Below are 18,638 nucleotides of genomic sequence, written 5' to 3'. Positions count from 1 at the left end.
AGTCCTTTTGTTTTTTTGTATGTCTATCTGCCTTCTTTTTTTCCCAGTAATTGTTTGTTATTTCTACTAATATGATAGATTGTTACCGATTCCGGGCATATAGATTGACAGATTATTTTTCATAGCATACATTAGGTAACGTTACAGAAAATCGGCGCGCTGTCAGGCGCTTTTTTTATCTCACTCCATTGATAATGATTTTCATTATCAAAAATCGAAAGGGGCTTGTTAGATGGTACTAATGAAAGATCAGACGCTTCAGCATACAACAGAACAAACACTGCTTCACCTGGACCCTTCCAGTCTGGAGCGCTTTGAAATAGATCTGCATCACACCGTCGCAGAAATGGCGGACGTGCTGAGGAAAACGGATAAGCCGTATTCCGGCAGCCACCCTGACGATATAAAACATGCATTGGCCGCCTCTCCCCCGGCTTCCGTTAACGGAGAGCCATTTGCCGATGTATTGGAAGATATAAAAGAAAAAGTCATTAAACAGTCCGTTATGGTTCAGCATCCTTACTGCATGGCTCACCTCCAGTGTGCCCCTATGATTCCGGCACTCGCAGGCGAAATTATTCTGAATACGTTAAACCAGTCCATGGATTCCTGGGACCAGAGTCCGGCTGCAACGTTTACCGAGGAACGGCTTATTTCCTGGCTCGGCGAGCTGTTCGACTTTTCTCCGGAAATGGACGGCGTCTTCACGAGCGGAGGTACCCAATCAAATTATATGGGGCTTCTTATGGCCCGTAATCAATATGCAAGCAACAGGCTGCATCACAACATCAAACAGGATGGACTGCCGCCGGAAGCTTCCCGATTTCGCATTTTCACGTCGGAACGGGCCCACTTCACGGTAAAACAGGCCGCCTCTCAGCTTGGACTAGGCGAAAACTCTGTTATCACCGTCCCGGTTAATGATAAGCAGGAAATGGACGCCGCAGCATGCCGCCGGGCTTTAGAGCAGGCCAAGCAGGACGGACTCCTGCCTATCGCCATTTTCGCTACGGCCGGAACCACTGATTATGGCAGCGTGGATCCGCTCGATGCATTGGCCTCTCTCGCCTATCAGGAAGATATCTGGTTACATGTCGACGCCGCTTACGGGGCCGGATTAATTTTAAGCGAGACGCACGCCGGCCAGATTAAAGGAGTAGAAAAAGCAGATTCCCTGACCATTGATTTTCATAAATTGTTTTACCAGCCGGTCAGCTGCGGCGCGTTCCTAATCAATGACGGAAAGAATTTTCAATATACAAGCCATTACGCCGATTATTTGAATCCTCCGGAGGATGAGGAATCGGGCATGGTGCACCTTGCCGGAAAATCTGTTCAGACGTCCCGGCGCTTTGACGCTTTAAAGCTCTGGATGACGCTTCGCTGCACCGGTACCAAAGCACTGGGCGGCATTATTGACCAGACCATTGAAGCGGTTCAGTTTCTTTATGAAAAAATGCAGCCTCTGGAAGAATTAGACGTTCCCGTCGCGCCGCCGTCCAATGCGATTGTTTTCCGCTACCGCGATGACGAAAGCGAACCGGCTGTTGTAGACGAATGGAACCGTCGCATTAAAGAAGAGCTTTTCTTTGACGGTACGGCCATTTTAGCCAAAACACGCCTGGAAGGCAGGCAGTATTTGAAAGTAACCTTGTTAAATCCGAGCATTTCCGAAGACCAGATTATTACGCTGATCCGCTCTATTCTTAAGATCGGCCGTCGTTTAAAGGAGGAAGAAACGCATGGATAACACAAAAACAGCGGAAGAAGTTACGCTGCAGAGCTTTTTAAATTGCTACATCAGAGAAACAGGAGCCGGAGAGCAGAAAGCCGGCCGTCTTTATATTGACCTGCCGCATCAGGAGATGGAGCTTATGGCTCCTCTTCACTATGCATCACTTACGGGAAGGCATTTGTTTTCCTTTCCGCTGCTTTATAAAGCAAAACGGCAGGCGCAGTGGCTCGATGCTGATTTAGTAACAGCTTCGAATCTCTTATTAAAGGAGCTTGCCCTGGAATACAAAACAAGCCGGCATGTCCCGGAAGCAATGAAGCGGATTCTTTTAAGCTATGAAAATATTGCTTTCTTTCTGGAAAACCGGAGCGCCGATACGCCCAGCCTCTACCGGGCCGGCCGCTCGTTTATCGAATCCGAGCAGTCCCTCCTGTACGGACATTTGTTTCACCCGACGCCGAAAAGCCGGCAGGGGATGAACGAACAGGAAACCCTGCTGTATTCACCGGAAACAAAAGGGCGCTTCACTCTTCACTACTTTTGGGTGCACGCTTCCCTCGCTGAAGCAAAAAGCGCCGACGGCGAATCGGCGGAAGAGAAAATTCTCAGCCTGTTTTCGGCGGACGAACGCCGAAAGTGGCAAAAGTACGCTGACTATACATTAATCCCGGTTCACCCCCTGCAGGCTTCTACGCTGCTTGAACAGCCTCATGTACAAGCCTGGCTGCATGACAAAAAAATAATAGATGCCGGACGGATGGGCCCTGCTTTTGCGGCGACATCTTCCATCCGGACGTTGTATAACGAAGAAAGCGATATTATGCTCAAACTTTCCATCCCTGTGAAGGTGACCAATTCCCTTCGTGTGAACAAACGGATGGAACTCGAACGCGGACTCGTTATTCATGACATACTTAACAGCGCTGTCGGCGGACAGCTTCACGATTACTTTCCCGGGTTTTCTATTACAAAAGACCCCGCCTATCTCAATGTTCAGGGAGAAACCGAAAGCGGATTTGAAACCGTGATCCGGGAGAATCCGTTCAAAGGAAAAAACAAAGAAAACACCTCATTAATAGCCGGACTCTGCCAGGACCCGGTGGAAGGACAGAAATCCCACTTATACCGGGTGATAGAATCTATCTCCAAGCAGGAGAACCGGACATTGGAGGACGTCAGCCTGGATTGGTTTGAGCGCTATTTGTCTATTTCCCTGCAGCCGATTCTCTGGCTTTATTTCACCCATGGCATTGCTTTAGAGGCTCATCAGCAGAATGCTGTTCTCACGAGGGAGCAGGGCTGGCCGAAGCATTTTTACTACCGTGACAACCAGGGCTATTATTTTGCTGCCTCTAAAGAAACCTACCTTGAGTCGTTTGTGCCGGAATTAAAAGATAAAAGCCATACCGTCTGCTCAGATGCCCTTGTCGACGAACGGCTTCGTTATTATTTTTTCTACAATCATATTTTCGGGCTCATCAACGCGTTTGGCACGAGCGGTCTTATCGACGAAGAGCCGCTGCTTGAGGCCGTTAGAACGCAGCTGAAACAAATGAAGCCGGTCGCAGAGTCGTCTTCCTCCCGTCTGATTGAAAGCCTGCTGGAGGAACCTGCCCTTCCGTGCAAAGCCAACCTTCTTACCACCTTCCGCAATATGGATGAGCTTACCGGAACGCTGGAAGAACAATCTGTCTACACGAATGTAACAAACCCTTTAGCTGCGAACAGCAAAGACCAGTCTGTTCCAATTCTTTAAAAAAGAGAGGCGATCGTATGACAGCATCTAGTTCCAACCTATCTATTTCTTCCACGGCCATTACGTTTCGTCCTTTTGAACGCCAAAAAGATGAAGCGATGCTGCTGGAGTGGATGCATCAACCCCACGTGGTTCCATACTGGCACCTTGATCTATCACAAGAAGCTTTCTCTATACATCTGGATAAAGCACTGTCTGACACCCACCAGCAGCTCTGGATCGGGTTATACGAAGGCGAGCCGATGAGCTACTGGGAAACTTATCAGGCGCGGGAAGATATTATTGCCCGCTTCTATCACTCCCATCCTGCAGATGAAGGCGTACATCTGCTTTTCGGCCCGGAAACCTACCTGGGAAAGAGCCTGGCGCTTCCTTTTCTTGCTGCTATGACAGAACGCCTGTTTTTGGATCATCCGGAGACGTGTAAAGTAATGGCGGAACCGGATATCCGCAACGAAAAAATGATTCATATCTTTCGCAAATGCGGCTATGAACCGATTAAGCCGATACAGCTTCCTGTCAAAACCGGCCTGCTGATGGCCTGCCGGAGAGATTCTTTTAAAAAGGCGGTTGAAACACATGGATTACAATAAACCAGTTAAGCAGTGGGACCTTCTCGGCATAGGGCTGGGCCCCTTTAATCTAGGCCTTGCAGCCCTGTTGGACGAACACCCGGACACACAGTCTGTTTTCTTTGATGCCAAACCTGCTTTTGAATGGCATCCAGGGATGCTGATCGAAGGCACTACTCTCCAGGTTCCCTTTCTGGCTGATCTTGTTACGATGGTTCACCCACGCAGCCGCTTTTCTTTTTTGGAATATTTAAACGAAAAGAACCGGCTTTATCAATTTTATTTTTATGAGAAATTCCATATTCCGAGACGTGAATACAATCATTACTGCCAGTGGGCTGCTTCCCAATTGGATTCCTGCCGGTTTGGCTGGAACGTAGAAGCTGTCTCCCCCAAGGACAATGAATGGTGGACGGTACGTGTCCGCGCCATTGATTCCGGCGCTGTCGAAATACACGAAGCCAAAAATATTGTTATGGGCATTGGAACAAAACCATCTTTTCCTCCGGTAGAAGGTTTGGAAAACAACGACTCTGTCTTTCATTCGGCTTCGTTTCTTGATAAACAGCAGGAGTGCCGGGACGCACGTTCCATTACGGTCGTCGGCTCCGGGCAGAGTGCGGCTGAAATATTTGAAACGATTCTTGAAAATAAAAGCGGGCAGCAGAAGCTGAACTGGTTTACGCGCTCCCGCGGATTTTTCCCTATGGAATATTCCAAACTCGGCCTGGAACACTTTTCACCGGATTACACGAACTATTTCTACAGCCTGACCCAGGAAACGAAAGACCGGACGCTTGCGAAGCAGGATCTTCTCTATAAAGGGATCAGCACGGAAACCATTGCCAACATTTATGATGTGCTGTATGAAAAATCGATCGGCGGAGCCGACCTGAACGTTCATATGCAGCCTCTTTCCGAGCTCTCTAAATGTGAGACCGGAACCGAAGCAGATAACTGTTTAACGTTCACTCAGTGGGAAAAAGAAGAAACGTTCACGTGCGAATCAGATATTATTATTCTCGCTACGGGCTATAAGCAGCGCATTCCTGAATTTCTGGCAGAAGCAGAAAGCGAATGGCAGCGCGACGGCTATGACCGGCTTTGCATTAATGAAGATTACAGCGTGCAGCAGACCCGTGCCACATCGCGGAACGTCTATGTGCAGAATGCAGAAATGCACACCCACGGTCCCGGTGCGCCGGACTTAGGCCTGGGGGCGTTCCGCAATGCAGCCATCATTAATGCATTACTCGGCCGCGACGTGTACAACCTGAAGAGGGAAAATGTCTTTCAACACTTCGGATAACAGCCGCTCTCTTTCCCGGATGATTTATACACTTTTATTTTTTATGATTTTCGCTGAAGTGATGCTTTCTCCGTTTTACCCTCAGTTTTTTGAGAAAGCGTTTGGCCGGGAAAGCCTGGGCTTTACTGCTGTTTATATTTTTGGATGCCGGGCGGCTGCCATTACCGCGCTTCCTTTTTGGGGCCGGCTGGCCAAAAAGCGGGATATTACCGATATTGTTGTACGCTGCCTGACGGTTTCCCCACTGTTGTTCACTGCCATGGCGTTTGCGCCGGAGGCATCTATTTTCTTTGCGCTTTCTATTATTTTAGTGTTTTTAAAAACCAGTATGCTGCTGCTTTATCCGAAAGCGGTGCAGCTTTCCCGCCATCAACCCGGACGCCACGCGCTTTCCTACCAGTTTGTCTTTCACGGTGCACTGCTGCTTTCCACTGCAGCGGGGGCTCTGGTTATGATGACAAGCTGGCCGGCTGCGATATTTCTTGTACTGGCCGTATTTGACGTCTTCTTACTGCTGCTGGCAAAAAAGCTCCGGAACGCGTCCCGGTCCGTTCTTCTTGCGGAAGCAGACACAGGACCCGGACCAGCCGCTCCTTCAATGATGCTGCTCGTTTCTATTTTTGGCCTGGCCGCGCTTGCTTTTCATTTAGGCAATCAGATGGTCCGACCGTATTTTACGACGTTTGCGCAGCAGGTGTACTCCATGGACCTTGCCACCGCCGGATTTTTGTTTATGCTGCCGAGCGCTGTGGCTCTTTTGACGCTGCCTCTCTTATTTAAAGGCTGGAATGAGAAAAAAACCTATGGCCTTGCTCTTGCCGCTATCGCTCTTTTAACGATTTCTCTTCTGCTGCAGGCGCTCCCGCTTGCTTTTACGGCTTTCGTACTCGTGCGAGTGCTTTACGGACTTGCTTTAACCATCGGCCATGCCGGTCTCGATGCGTCCTTTTTTCAAATGATGGGCCCCGCTGCCGGAAGCGGAAGCTACAGCTTTTATGCGCTTTTTCAAAACAGTGCTTTGCTGACCGCCCCTTTTGCAGCAGAAATGGTCATTCAAGGCTACGGGCTGTCTGCTCCGTTTGCCGCAGCCGCTGTGCTGCTCGCCTGCGCCTTGATTCTGCTGCTCGGGGCCGGTACGCTTTCGCGGCAGAGGCAGTCCGTTTCCAGGACGAAAACCGTGCACCTTCAGGAGGATAGCTCATAACGATATGATATTAAATTAAGTTGATCGGAGGAATTGCTATGAAACATGAAGCATCTATCAGCACGCATATTCAGCCGCATTTATGGGAAGAAGCGAATCGGCGTCTTACTGCCAAAATGCTTCAGGAATTTATGTACGAAGACATGATCCAGCCTGAAGCCGGGGAAGGACACTGGCGGAAGCTTTCGGCAGGAACGTCCACCTACTGGTTCCAGGCTGTTCCGCGTCTTTTCGACAGCTATACTGTAAAGCCTGATTCCCTGTCCAAAGAACCAGCCGCCGAACCGATTCGTGCGGTCAGCTTTCTGCTCGAACTTCAGCAGATGCTGCCGATGAGCAGCACGACTGTCGGGCATTTAATCAAAGAGTACCAGCATACTCTTTTGGCGGACTGCCACTTACTCGCCCGTCCAGTTACAGCAGAAACAATGGCGGACATGGATTACAGCGACCTGGAAGGCGAAATGGCCGGCCACCCGTGGATTACTTATAACAAAGGACGCATCGGCTTCAACTACGAAGACTACCTGCAGTATGCACCGGAACAAAAGCAGACGGTCCGCCTGCACTGGATTGCTGTAAAGTCCGAACTGGCCCACGTGCAGCAGCTCGAGCATATTCAAGCCTCTTCTTTTTTAGAAGAAGAATGCGGTCCTGCCAAATGGAAAGAGTTTGAACACAAGCTTTATTCCTATGAGCTTGAGCCGGCAGATTATGTCTTTCTGCCCGTTCATCCTTGGCAGTGGGAAAACGTGTTGATTACGGCATTTGCCGAGGAAATTGCCATGCGGCAGATTGTCCCTCTCGGCGACGGGGAAGACCTTTACCTGCCCCAGCAGTCCGTCCGTACGTTTGTTAATCAATCAGACAAAGAAAAATACCATGTGAAACTTCCTATGAGTATTTTAAATACGCTCGTTTACCGGGGACTTCCCGGCGAAAGAACGCGTATCGCACCGGAAGTCACCACTTTTATTAAAAACATCTGGGAAAAAGACGAGTTTTTGCACACGACATGCGGGCTTTATCTATTGGGAGAAGAAGTAAGCATTCACGTCGATAACCCTGCTTATGAAAGCGTCGAGGGCATCCCTTACCAATACAAAGAAATGCTCGGCGCCATTTGGCGGGAAAGCATTTATAAAGCACTGAAGCCTGGCGAACAGGCGGTTACGTTAGCTTCGCTGCTCCATCGGGACAACGCCGGCACGTCTCTCGTTTCCGTCTGGATGAAGCAGTCCGGATTAAACGCCGAAGAGTGGACAGCCGCTCTTCATCAGGCCGTGCTCCCTCCTCTGCTTCATTACTTGTACCAGTACGGTACCGTCTTTTCCCCGCACGGGCAGAATACTATTATCGTGCTGGAAAACGGCCGGCCCAAGCGCCTGATCATGAAAGATTTTGTAGATGACGTTAATATCAGCGACCAGCCGCTGCCGGAGCTTACTTCGATCAGCAAACGAATGAAAACCGTACTCCGCAGTGAGCCTCCGGAAGGCCTCGTACAGTTCGTCTTCACCGGGCTGTTTATCTGCCATTACCGCTACTTGGCTGAGCTGTTCGAAGAAGACAATCTGCTTGGGGAAACCGCATTCTGGAGCTCTGTGAAAACGGTGATCGTCGAATACCAGAAACGCTTTCCTGAGCTGCAGGAACGCTTTGAACTGTTCGACCTGCTTCAGCCGGAACTTACGAAGCTGTGTCTCAACCGTAACCGGATGATCGATTACGGCTATGAAGACAGCGATGACCGCCCGCACGCCTCTGAATACGGAACAGTAAATAATGCGCTCGCGGATGTGCCGGTCCTTTATTAATATACTTTAACCATTCTTTTCTATCGTTATGTAGGAAAGGGTGGTTTTTTATTATCGTTTAACTCCGCTTCCCATTGGAAATAGAAGAAGAGAGAATCTCAAAAAGGAGCGTTTTACATGAAGCAGCAAAGTCACTATTTTTCGGAAACATATGAACAGTCCCGGGACCGGTTTATCGGAGAACTGCCGTTTGTACAGAAAATCTGGCGGAAAGCCGACCTGCTTTCGTATCCTATTGGCAAGCTGGAAGATAACAACACCACGGATGTTATTCGCGCAGACGGCCAGTTTTATAAGGAAAACTTAATCATTATTACGACAGGCGTTCACGGTATTGAAGGCTATGCCGGCACCGCCCTGCTGAACTACTTTATCGAGCACTACCTGCCCCAGCTCAACCCCAATACAACCGGGCTGCGTCTCGTTCATGCCGTGAACCCGTGGGGCATGAAACACAGGCGCCGGTTCAGCGAAAACAACATAGACTTAAACCGGAACTTTATTAAAGACTGGAGTAACGTACCGGCGCATTTAAACAAACGGTTTGAGAAAGAGAAGGACCTTTTTCTGCCTGAGCATCCGATTTCTGATTTAAAAAAACAGAATAAGCAGCTGTATAAAATGCTGCTGCGCAGTTTTCTCCGCCAGGGAAAAAACGGAATGGAAACAGCAGCTACCATGGGGCAGTACCAGTATCCACGCGGCATATTTTACGGAGGCCGGGACTATGACGAACCCGTATCCACATTGCTTTCCCATATGGAAGAATGGATCCGCCCCTATAAAAATGTCATATTTATAGATATTCATACCGGACTCGGACCAGCCAATAAGCTTTGGATTCAAGTGCCCCATTCCGAGCCGAGGAAAGAAAAAGTAATGAAAAAGCAGTTCTCCTCTTCCAATGTAAATGATGTGCAGAAAACCGATGTAAAGCGTATTAAGGGCGAAGATGCAGAATATGTGCAGGATGTATTCAGCCGGCGCTTTCCGCAGAAACGAATCTTCTCAACCCTGTTTGAATTCGGAACGCTCGGTAACTCGTTAAAAGACCAGATCAAAGCACTTCAGACCGTTATCAATGAAAACCACTTTTACTGGAAAGGTGCTGAAAAGCGGGACGATATTGACAAAATTAAACAAGACATGGATCGTCTCTTTTATCCCGAGGATGAAGAATGGCGGGATTCCGTTCTGCAAAAAGGAAAAACGGCTTTTGATTTAGTGCTGGAAAAAGAAGCAGGCCTTACTCTGCCGGAAAACCAATAGAAAACAGGGCCGGAACTCCGGTCCTGTTTTTCAGGTTGTTGAGAAATGAAAGAAACAAGGTTGTTTTTTTCCGTGGATCGTTCGATCCACGTTCTTTTTTCGCTGTTTCCGAAAAAAATCATCCTTTACGCCGACCGGTGGTCGGCGAATAATAGGAAGCCAGTTTTTCTTCAATAAACTGAAAATCAATCATCCTATCAATGGTTCGAAGAAAGTGATCAGCGGGCACCAGCTCTTCCACAGAAACAGTCACTTGATTGCGTCGATGGTCTTTGGCTTTGCCAAGCATCTTAGGATCGCCCCTTTTCTTTTCAGTATACGACCATTCCAGTCCCTTACCCATAAAAAGACTGCCGAGAAAGAAACCTTTCTCGACAGCTTTTAAAATTTAGATAGTTTTCATTTAAGCACTAAAGAAAGCAATTACTTCTAGTATCGCTCCCCCCCTAAAAATGGTGTTGAAAACCCTACCAGGATTCTTTTTTCCTGGAAACGTATATTCAGGCAAAAATCATACTTCTGACAAGGATAAGACACTAATGCATCATACTGGAACATTTAAGAAACAGGAATATACATACACCCATTTAAATCTTCATACTCATCTACTTTCTATGAGTTAAAACAAGAAGGACGTGTTAGTCTCTGTTTCTACTTTTATTTTTCACCAAGCCAAAGCCAAGCGTCAATAAACCGGCGGCAAGAAGGACAGCCCCAGCGTAAGCAGTATAAATAAAAGCATTCGGCTCTGTGGCCTGCGGATCTAATACGGAAAAGAAAAAACCAACCGGAAGCAGAATGGCCGATAATGGAATGCTGTGCCGGATGAAGCGCTTCGGTCCCGGTCCGTAGGAAGTATGATCCACATATAACAGCACGACCAACGCCAAGATAAGGAGCACTCCCGCATGCGCATGACCTGCACGAAACAAATCCTGCCGAATTTGATTATCTACATAACCTGCGTCCATGGAAACAATCATTTGCAGTAGACTAACTCCCCCATAAATCACTGTAGGCAATACGATAACAAGCCAGCCAGCGGTTTTACGGCTCTCTTCTTCCACTTGTTTTCCTCCTTGCTCTCCAAATTATTTTTCAGCTATGGGGGCACTCTCTGTCCGGGGCATCGCAAACGGCGCCGGCAGCAACTGGTATACAGCTCGTCATGCTACATTTTCTTGGCGATGTATGCCTTTCGCTGCTCGCTTTTTGCTTACCAACCTCTCCCTTGAGTATCTTTCTTACTATTGTAAGCATGATACTTCTTTGGTGTCCCTCTACATTGTGTACCAGATGTTGTTTAGAGAATATAGAGATTAAATAAAAGAAAACTTACGAAGCCAGTTTTTCTTCAATAAATTGAAAATCAATCATTGTATCAATAGTTCGGAGAAAGTGATCAGCGGACACCAGTTCTTTTACAGAAACAGTTACTTGATTGCGTCGATGATTTTTGGCTTTGCCAAGCATCTTAGGATCGTCCTTTTTCTTTTTAGTATACGACCATTCCAGCCCCTTGCCCACAAAAAAACGGCCGAGCAAGAAAACTTTCTCAACAACCTGGAAAACAGGGCCGGAACTCCGGCCCTGTTTTTGTATGCATTAAAATCCATTATTGTTGGAAACGTCTGTGATCCAGCCGGCGCTTTTCTTGGCGGTACGTTCTTGCGTTTCGATATTCACCGAAAAGAAGCCGTAGCGGTTTTTATAAGCATTCATCCAGGACCAGTTATCCATAAAGGACCAGAGGTGATATCCCCTGGCATTGCACCCCTCTTCGATAGCCCGGTGCAGCCACTTTAAATGTTCCCGGATAAAGTCAATCCGGTAGTCATCCTGAATTTGGCCGTTTTCGATAAACCGCTCTTCATCCTGGACGCCCATTCCGTTTTCTGAAATAAACGATTCGATATTTCCATAGTTGTCACGGAGGTTGATCATAATGTCATAAACGCCTTTTTCATATATCTCCCAGCCGCGGTAAGGATTCATTTTTCTGCCCGGCATTTCATAAAGATCAAAGTACCAGTCGAGCATAAACGGGCCATATGGGTTCGGCAGGTGCTCTTTTGCCTTCACGCGCCGCGGCTGATAGTAGTTCACGCCGAGAAGTTCGGCCGTATTATGCTTAATAAGTTCCTTGTCGCCTTCGAGCATCTCCGGCAGCTGTCCATGTTCACGCAGAATGGCTGTCAGCTCTTCCGGAAATTCCCCTTTCACCATCGGGTCCAGAAAGCTGCGGTTGAAGAACAAATCGGCAATGCGGGACGCCCGTAAATCCGCTGGATTCTGGCTTCTTGGATAAGAAGGGGTCAAGTTTAAAATAGTACCGATCTGTCCATTCGGCACAGCGAGCTTTTTAAAAACTGCCACGGCCTTGGCATGAGCGATAATGGTATGATACGCGACCTGCACCGCACGTTTGAAATCCACGACATTTGGATAGTGAAAATCGTACAGGTAGCCGCCTTCCACCGGCACAATCGGTTCGTTGAACGTAAACCACTTTTTCACTTTCCCACCAAATAATTCGAAGCATTTTTCTGCAAAAACTGCGTATGCCTCAACCACGTCCCGGCTTTTCCAGCCGCCTTTTTCCTGCATCTCCAGCGGCATATCAAAGTGAAATAGCGTGATAAACGGTTCAATACCCTGAGCCTGCAATTCATCAATCACACGTTGGTAAAATGCTGCCGCTTCTTTATTCACGTCCCCTTCTCCGCCTGGAATCAGACGGGACCAGGAAATGGAAAATCGAAATGAATTATGCCCGATATCTTTCATCCGCTGAATATCTTCTTTGTACGTATGATAAAAGTCAGAAGTCGTTTCCGGTCCTACGCCGTTGAAAAAGCGGTTAGGTTCCTGGCTGTACCAGTAGTCCCAAATGTTTAAGCCTTTTCCTTCCTCTGAGGCAGCACCTTCAATCTGTGTGGCGGAAGTAGCGCTCCCCCACCAGAATTCTTTTGGGAATGTATACTGCAGTGTCATACAAGAGATCCTCCTTTATAATCTGGTGCGGTAAATTTCGATAATCTCAACAGCAAGGTCGCGGACGGTCATTGATGTCATCAAGTGGTCCTGGGAGTGAATCAGCATCACATTTATAGGTGATTTTTCTCCACTTGCTTCCTGCTGTAGAAGCTGCGTCTGGTATTTATGCGCTTTGCCAAGTTCTTCTCCTGCTTCTACAATGAGCCTGTCTGCTTCTTCAAAGTTATCGACTTTTGCTTCTTGAATAGCCTCCATCGCACTTGATTTTCCATTTCCGGCGTACAATATAATTTGAAACGCCACTTCTGTAATTTGTTCCATACGACCTTTCCTTTCCCCGTATCCATATTGGCGGTATTTAGTTGGAAGACTCTCTTGTCTCTTCTTGGTCTTCTGTTACTACTGCAATCGCCGCTTCTTCTGACTGCTCCTGCTCGTAGTACTGCTTATCCATCACTTTCAGGAACGGCCACCAGATTACAAACACAATGAACATACTGACCAGCTGCATTACTGCTCCCTGCCATGCGTTTCCTGTAGCCAGAAATCCGCTGATTAACGGAGGCGTCGTCCACGGAACAATAATACCGGCAGGCCTTGGTACCAGCCCTGTAAGCATCGAGTAGTAAACCACAACACAGACGACAACAGGAGCAAGCAGCCATGGAATAATAACAAGTGGGTTTAAAATGATGGGCAGTCCAAAAATGATCGGTTCGTTTACATTAAATATGCCGGGAGGCGCACTTACTTTTCCTACCTGCTTCATCTGCCTGCTGCGCCCGATAAGGAAGATACCAAGAATAACGGCCAGCGTCATACCGGAACCGCCGATACCTACAATGAATGTATCAATGAATTGTTTAGTTACAACGTTTGGCAGCTCCTGTCCGGCTTGAAATGCTTCTAAATTCTGATTATTGAGAGTATACCAGATCGGGTCCAGAACGGAGTTCACAAGAATCTGGCCGTGCAGGCCGAAAAACCAGAACAGCTGAATTAACAGGACAGCGACAATTGTTGCTGGAAGTCCTCCGCCAAGTACTGTCAGCGGTTCCTGCAAAACGGTATAGATGAAATTCTGTACCGTTCCAAACGGCGTAAATGTAAAGACGATTCGGATTAGAAGGAATAACGTTAATGACAAAGCGATCGGAAACAGTGCACTGAAAGAGCGGGTTACTGCTCCCGGCACGCCTGCCGGCATCTTAATCGTCCAATCTTTTCTAACGAAGAAATGGTACACCTCTGCTGCAACAAACGCGGTAATAATACCTACAAACAATCCTTCCGCTCCTAACGCAGAAGTCGGAATTCCACCGGGGGTCTCTTCTATCATCTGTGGTGTAAGAATTAAGAAAGCAGCAAGCGCCACCACCCCGCCATAAATACCTTCGCCGCCGGAATGTTCTACCAATTTATACCCTATTCCGATGATAACAAAGAGTGCCATAATACTTAATGTAGCAGCAGAAGCAGGACCGAGAGCTTCCTGATAAGCGGCAAAGGCGCTTTCACTGATCATTTGGTCCAAAAACGGCAGGTTAGCCAGGACCACGAAGATCGAGCCGAATATAATAAGCGGAAGGGCTACGAGAAATCCATCCCGAAGCGCCGTCAAATACCGGTTATTGTTTAGTTTTTCTGCTATTGGCATAAGCACCCGTTCGAGCAAATCCATAAACTTGCTGTTGCTGTTCATTTTAACTCCTCCTAAATGTAGTAAATGCTTCTCCACGTTTTAACTAAAAAAGGAGGAAGAGAAGGTCTCTATGTGTAGTCCTCTCCCAAACAATCTTTACGCTACCTGTTTTCGATAAGCTCCATTGCTCTTGATAAAACGGCTTTTCCGTCAACCCGTCCATAAGACATCGGGTCAATAATATCCAGTGGAATGCCAACTTCTTCTGCTTTGACTGCGTACTTCTTTTTCATAAACCGCATCTGCGGGCCGATCAGCAGCACATCGGCTTTTTCCATATCCGGGATTGCTTTGTCCTGAGAGACAGCCCAAATGTTCGCTTCAATACCCTGTTCTTTCGCAGCCTCTTCCATTTTTGAAACGAGCATACTTGTCGACATTCCTGCCGAACACGCCAAAAGTATATTTTTCATATCGTATTGCCTCCTTGATTTGTTTTGTAAGAGTAATCTTAGTGTATGAGAGCATCGACTAAATGAAAACGCATACTTTTTCCGTTACGAAGCGGAAACAAGTGATTTCCGAATGTTCTGCATCACATTAAAAGCAGCCCCGGTTCAGGGCTGCTGGTTTTTTAATACTTTAAGAAAATCCTCATAATTGCGGCACTTTAGAATACGCTGCACGAAACTTATATTATCGACAATGTAGCGGAGAGCTTTATACAGTGTCTGCAGATCCTGTGTGTCTCCTTTTTCCACATTTAATAAAAAGATAAGCTGGACCCGCTTTTCTCCCCAATTGATCGGCCGCTGCAGCGTACAAACAGTCAGAAATGTCTCATCGGTCTGGGTAGCCACCGGGTGAGGGAGCGCTACCAGGTTCCAAAAGCTGGTCGGGGCAATATTTTCCCGCTCCATCAGCTGTTCCAGGTAGTCGTCCTGTACAAGGTTTTTTTCCTGAAGCTCTTTTGTAAGAAAAACAAGAACCTCCTCCCGGTTGGAAAAGGGTTTTTGAAAATAAAACAAATCTTGTTTTAAATAGTCTGCGATACTGCTGTGCTGCTCCGCGACATGTCCTTCAATCCGTTCCAGGTCCCCTTCTCCCAAAATGGTTTTCACCTGGACAACCGGTACCGGGAGCTTTTCAGCTATTGGAATGGTGCTCACAATAAAATCGATGTTGGCAAAAGATATCTGATCCAGTTTGTAGTATTCGGTAGTGCCGGCCACTTCGAGACGGCTGCCGAACTGGGACTGCAGCTTGTAGAAAATCAGTTGTGCGCTTCCAGCTCCTGAAGCGCAGACAACCATGCACCGTTTAGGACCGGAATACGCTTTTTTCCGTTCCATTGCCGCTCCGATATGAAGGGCAATATATCCAATTTCTCCTTCTTCGATGTGCACACCCGTATATTCTTCCAGAACAAGTCCGGCAATAATGCCGGCTTCAAAGGCGACCGGATAATTCATTTTGATATCAGACAACAGCGTATTTCTAATATTCATCCCGTATTTATAGCGATTCATTGCCGGCTTTAAATGAAGGCCCAGCCCGACGAGAAGTTCCTTATCGTGCTGGATACCGAGTCCCATTTTATTTTCAATCGCTTCCAGAATGGAATGGGCCAGCTGATAAATCGGCGCGTCCAGTACTTTTTCCACATCCTGTCCCGATAAATGGGCCTGTGAAATCATTTTTGTTCCTAATAAATGAATAGCAATATAGGCAACTTCCACTTCTGGAAACGTCACCTGAAGCTTAGCCTCAAGCTGGCTGACAATCCGCTCGGCTACCTTATACTCTTCCTTGCTTTTTATATCCTTAAATTCACGAGGGTACAACGTCACATGGTGGCCGGACTGGACTCTTTTGTACGTGATCGCTATATGAATAAATAAATTGTTCATGGCTATATCAGATAACGTAATGTTGGAGGCCTGGCTTTCTTCGAGAATAATGTCCCAAATGTCGTTTACATTCTCTTTAATAAGCCCGGGCAGCTGGCTGTCGAATATATCTTTTGTAACGCCTTCTCGTTCTGCAAACACGTACTCAGACATACAAAAGCGCATCTTAAATTCGCTTCCGACTGCTTTAAGACCGTAATTCGGACGCTTTTCCAACGTGATATCGTATTTTTTAAAGATGTTTTTTACCATGCGAATATCATTTTGAATCGTTGATTTACTAATTAACAGTTCATCCGCCAGGTCTTCGAGTTTTAAAAATGTGCTGGCCAGGAGCAGCCGTTTAATCAAGAAACGAACCCGTTCTTCAGGAAAATCCGGGAAAGAAGAAGATGATACAGCAGCTGTTTGAAATTCTTTTTCCAAAAATGATTTAAAGGCAGCATCATCTTCAATAGTAAGAATGTACCCTTTTCCTTTTAACGACTGCACTTCTGCCCCATGCTGCATTAATTTATCATTTATATGCTTCACGTCTTCTCTCGCCGTTCTGGAGGTAACGCGGTTCAACTGGGCGAAATATTCGCTTGTAAGAGGTCCCTGAGCTGCCATTAACTCTTTTAAAATAATAACGCTTCTCGTATCCACTAATTGTTATCCCCCTTTCTCTTTTGATTCTGCCGGCAGCTATCATGTTGTAATCTCTCTCTATTTTTGATAGTCATCTGCTGAGCACGCACTGGTCTTTCTATAAATTTACTATAATTTTACATTAAACAGGCAATACTTTATTTCCTCTTCCTACCGGAAATCTTATGCACGTTATGTAAACGCTATCTTAAATTGATTTAGCTTTTTGTTATGTTTTATTCTTCTCTTCTCCGTCCTTCTTTTTTGTTTCGTATATAATCTTCCATCTACACAGACCCGAGCATGTATCTGTGGTTTGATTAATACATCAAACTGAATAAGAAAAGGAGGGATTATTATCCAAAAAGAAAAAGAAATCATTGTAAAACATTCGAATGTAAACCAAGACAATGAAAAAATAACCCTGAAAGAAAAACTTCAATCACTTGGACCGGCAGCGATAGTAGCCGCCTGTATAGTAGGGCCGGGAACCGTTACTACGGTGTCAGTGGCTGGAGCCACTTATGGATTCCAAGTCATGTGGATTCTTGTTATTGCCTGTTTCACAGCTTATTTTTTTCAAAAACCGGTTGTGAAATTTACAATTCAAACCAAAACGGCCGCTATGGACGGCATCCGCTCCTATATGGGACGAGGCTGGTCCATTCCTTTGTATATTGCCCTTCTTCTCGGTGCTATTGCTTTTCAGGCAGGAAACTTTACCGGTGCCGCCCTGGCCTTGAACTTTTTTCTGCCTTCCATTCCTGTGCTTGCCTGGGTTAGTTTTCTTGCTGTTGGTGCTCTAATTATTTCCTGGATTGGTATTTATAAGCTTCTGGAAAACATTAACCGGGTTTTTATCGGATTGATGGTCCTGGCTTTCGTCTTAACGGTATTTGTCTCCGGTCCCAGTATTGCGGATGTCTTTACTACCGGATTTTCCTTTCAAATACCGGAAAGCAACTACTGGCTTGTGCTGGCTCTGATCGCCACTACCCTGCCTCCCAATACGGCACTGGGACTATCTGCTTTTATTAAACGCAAATATGAAAAAGATACGATCACACCGACCTGGAAGAAGATCAAGCTTTCTCATTTTGATTTAAGGGTAAACCTTCTTATTACAGCGACCATCTCTATTTCTATTTTAATTTGTGCCGGCAGCGTTATTTTCGGTACAGGAGCTGTTATTGAAGGAGCAGCCGACATGGCTTATCAACTCACTCCACTTTTAGGGCAGTATGCTGGAGTACTGTTTGCTTTAGGCTTGTGGGCTGCCGGCTTCTCATCCGGCCTTTTTAATATTTCCGTCCAGCCTGCTCTGTTCGGTCAGGCATTTGGCACATCGGAAAAAGTGAATGCCCTGCCCAACCGGATCATGATGCTTCTTGCAGCTCTGACGCCTATATTGATTGTGTACCTGTTTGGCCAAACACCTATCCAGCTGATTATGGCTGCACAGGCGATAAACGGTCTCTTATTACCTGCTATTGTAGGCTCTATATGGATACTTTGTAATAAACGTAAGTTTCTTGGAGAATACGCTAATACCCTGTCTCAAAATATTATTTATACCATCGTGATGATAATAGTCTGTTTTCTAGCGGTACGTGTCTTTTTGGATATCTTCGGTATCATTTAACGAAAAAAAAAGGAGAGCCACATGGCTCTCCTTTTTCAGGTTGTTGAGAAATGAAAGAAACAAGGTTGTTTTTTTTCGTGGATCGTTCGATCCACGTTTTTTTTCGATTTCCCCGAAGAAAATCGTCCTCTAAGCCGCCCGTTTGGCGAGGTAGA

General features: G+C 46.6%; 15 protein-coding genes and 1 pseudogene. 8 read left to right on the top strand and 8 right to left on the bottom strand.

Going from position 1 to position 18,638, the window contains the following annotated elements; all coding sequences use genetic code 11:
• Nucleotides 1-232 precede the first annotated feature (232 nt).
• From AC5W14_RS13685 to AC5W14_RS13655, 7 genes are all read left to right on the top strand, one after another.
• A complete protein-coding gene (locus AC5W14_RS13685; protein ID WP_496194764.1) occupies nt 233-1,750 on the top strand; it encodes a pyridoxal phosphate-dependent decarboxylase family protein in 1,518 nt (505 codons plus the stop codon).
• Nucleotides 1,743-3,491, top strand: a complete 1,749-nt coding sequence (locus AC5W14_RS13680; protein WP_496194763.1) for an IucA/IucC family protein — start codon at nt 1,743-1,745, stop codon at nt 3,489-3,491. Before AC5W14_RS13685 ends, AC5W14_RS13680 begins: the two co-directional genes overlap by 8 nt.
• Nucleotides 3,492-3,508: 17 nt before the next feature.
• Nucleotides 3,509-4,084 carry a GNAT family N-acetyltransferase gene (locus AC5W14_RS13675; RefSeq protein ID WP_496194762.1) on the top strand — a complete coding sequence of 192 codons (576 nt, stop codon included), beginning with the start codon at nt 3,509-3,511 and terminating at the stop codon, nt 4,082-4,084.
• A complete protein-coding gene (locus AC5W14_RS13670) occupies nt 4,071-5,372 on the top strand; it encodes a lysine N(6)-hydroxylase/L-ornithine N(5)-oxygenase family protein (RefSeq protein ID WP_496058111.1) in 1,302 nt (433 codons plus the stop codon). Before AC5W14_RS13675 ends, AC5W14_RS13670 begins: the two co-directional genes overlap by 14 nt.
• A gap of 19 nt (nt 5,373-5,391) precedes the next feature.
• Complete coding sequence (locus tag AC5W14_RS13665) at nt 5,392-6,576, top strand: MFS transporter (protein ID WP_496194761.1); 1,185 nt, start codon at nt 5,392-5,394, stop codon at nt 6,574-6,576.
• 38 nt (nt 6,577-6,614) lie between these two features.
• Nucleotides 6,615-8,393, top strand: coding sequence for an IucA/IucC family protein (locus AC5W14_RS13660; RefSeq protein ID WP_496194760.1), 1,779 nt, complete (start codon nt 6,615-6,617; stop codon nt 8,391-8,393).
• A 117-nt stretch (nt 8,394-8,510) separates the two neighbouring features.
• Complete coding sequence (locus AC5W14_RS13655; protein WP_496058114.1) at nt 8,511-9,662, top strand: M14 family metallopeptidase; 1,152 nt, start codon at nt 8,511-8,513, stop codon at nt 9,660-9,662.
• A 130-nt stretch (nt 9,663-9,792) separates the two neighbouring features.
• Here the strand turns inward: AC5W14_RS13655 and AC5W14_RS13650 are convergent.
• The 8 genes and pseudogenes from AC5W14_RS13650 to AC5W14_RS13615 form a co-directional block, all read right to left on the bottom strand.
• Nucleotides 9,793-9,951 (bottom strand): annotated as a pseudogene (locus AC5W14_RS13650) (transposase); the annotation flags it as partial.
• Between the two features lie 349 nt (nt 9,952-10,300).
• Nucleotides 10,301-10,729 (bottom strand): hypothetical protein, encoded by a 429-nt coding sequence (locus tag AC5W14_RS13645; protein WP_496194759.1) that lies wholly within the window; start codon nt 10,727-10,729, stop codon nt 10,301-10,303.
• 268 nt (nt 10,730-10,997) lie between these two features.
• Nucleotides 10,998-11,189: a hypothetical protein gene (locus tag AC5W14_RS13640; protein WP_496194758.1), complete on the bottom strand. Its 192-nt coding sequence runs from the start codon at nt 11,187-11,189 to the stop codon at nt 10,998-11,000.
• A gap of 78 nt (nt 11,190-11,267) precedes the next feature.
• Nucleotides 11,268-12,656 (bottom strand): glycoside hydrolase family 1 protein, encoded by a 1,389-nt coding sequence (locus tag AC5W14_RS13635; RefSeq protein WP_496194757.1) that lies wholly within the window; start codon nt 12,654-12,656, stop codon nt 11,268-11,270.
• Between the two features lie 15 nt (nt 12,657-12,671).
• The gene (locus AC5W14_RS13630; protein ID WP_496194756.1) at nt 12,672-12,980 is read right to left on the bottom strand and encodes a PTS sugar transporter subunit IIA; all 309 of its coding nucleotides are present in this window, start codon (nt 12,978-12,980) and stop codon (nt 12,672-12,674) included.
• A gap of 37 nt (nt 12,981-13,017) precedes the next feature.
• Nucleotides 13,018-14,361, bottom strand: coding sequence for a PTS cellobiose transporter subunit IIC (gene celB, locus AC5W14_RS13625; RefSeq protein WP_496194755.1), 1,344 nt, complete (start codon nt 14,359-14,361; stop codon nt 13,018-13,020).
• Nucleotides 14,362-14,462: 101 nt separating this feature from the next.
• Complete coding sequence (locus AC5W14_RS13620) at nt 14,463-14,774, bottom strand: PTS sugar transporter subunit IIB (RefSeq protein WP_496194754.1); 312 nt, start codon at nt 14,772-14,774, stop codon at nt 14,463-14,465.
• Nucleotides 14,775-14,918: 144 nt separating this feature from the next.
• On the bottom strand, nt 14,919-16,859 hold the full coding sequence (locus tag AC5W14_RS13615) for a BglG family transcription antiterminator (protein ID WP_496194753.1): 1,941 nt from the start codon (nt 16,857-16,859) through the stop codon (nt 14,919-14,921).
• A 319-nt stretch (nt 16,860-17,178) separates the two neighbouring features.
• Here AC5W14_RS13615 and AC5W14_RS13610 point away from each other — a divergent pair, with 319 nt between their 5' ends.
• Complete coding sequence (locus tag AC5W14_RS13610) at nt 17,179-18,483, top strand: Nramp family divalent metal transporter (protein WP_496194843.1); 1,305 nt, start codon at nt 17,179-17,181, stop codon at nt 18,481-18,483.
• Nucleotides 18,484-18,638: the final 155 nt, after the last annotated feature.

Source organism: Sinobaca sp. TMA16-18 (assembly GCF_059510535.1).
The sequence above is the reverse complement of the archived record's forward strand: the minus strand, read 5'-3'. Positions and strand labels throughout refer to the sequence as shown.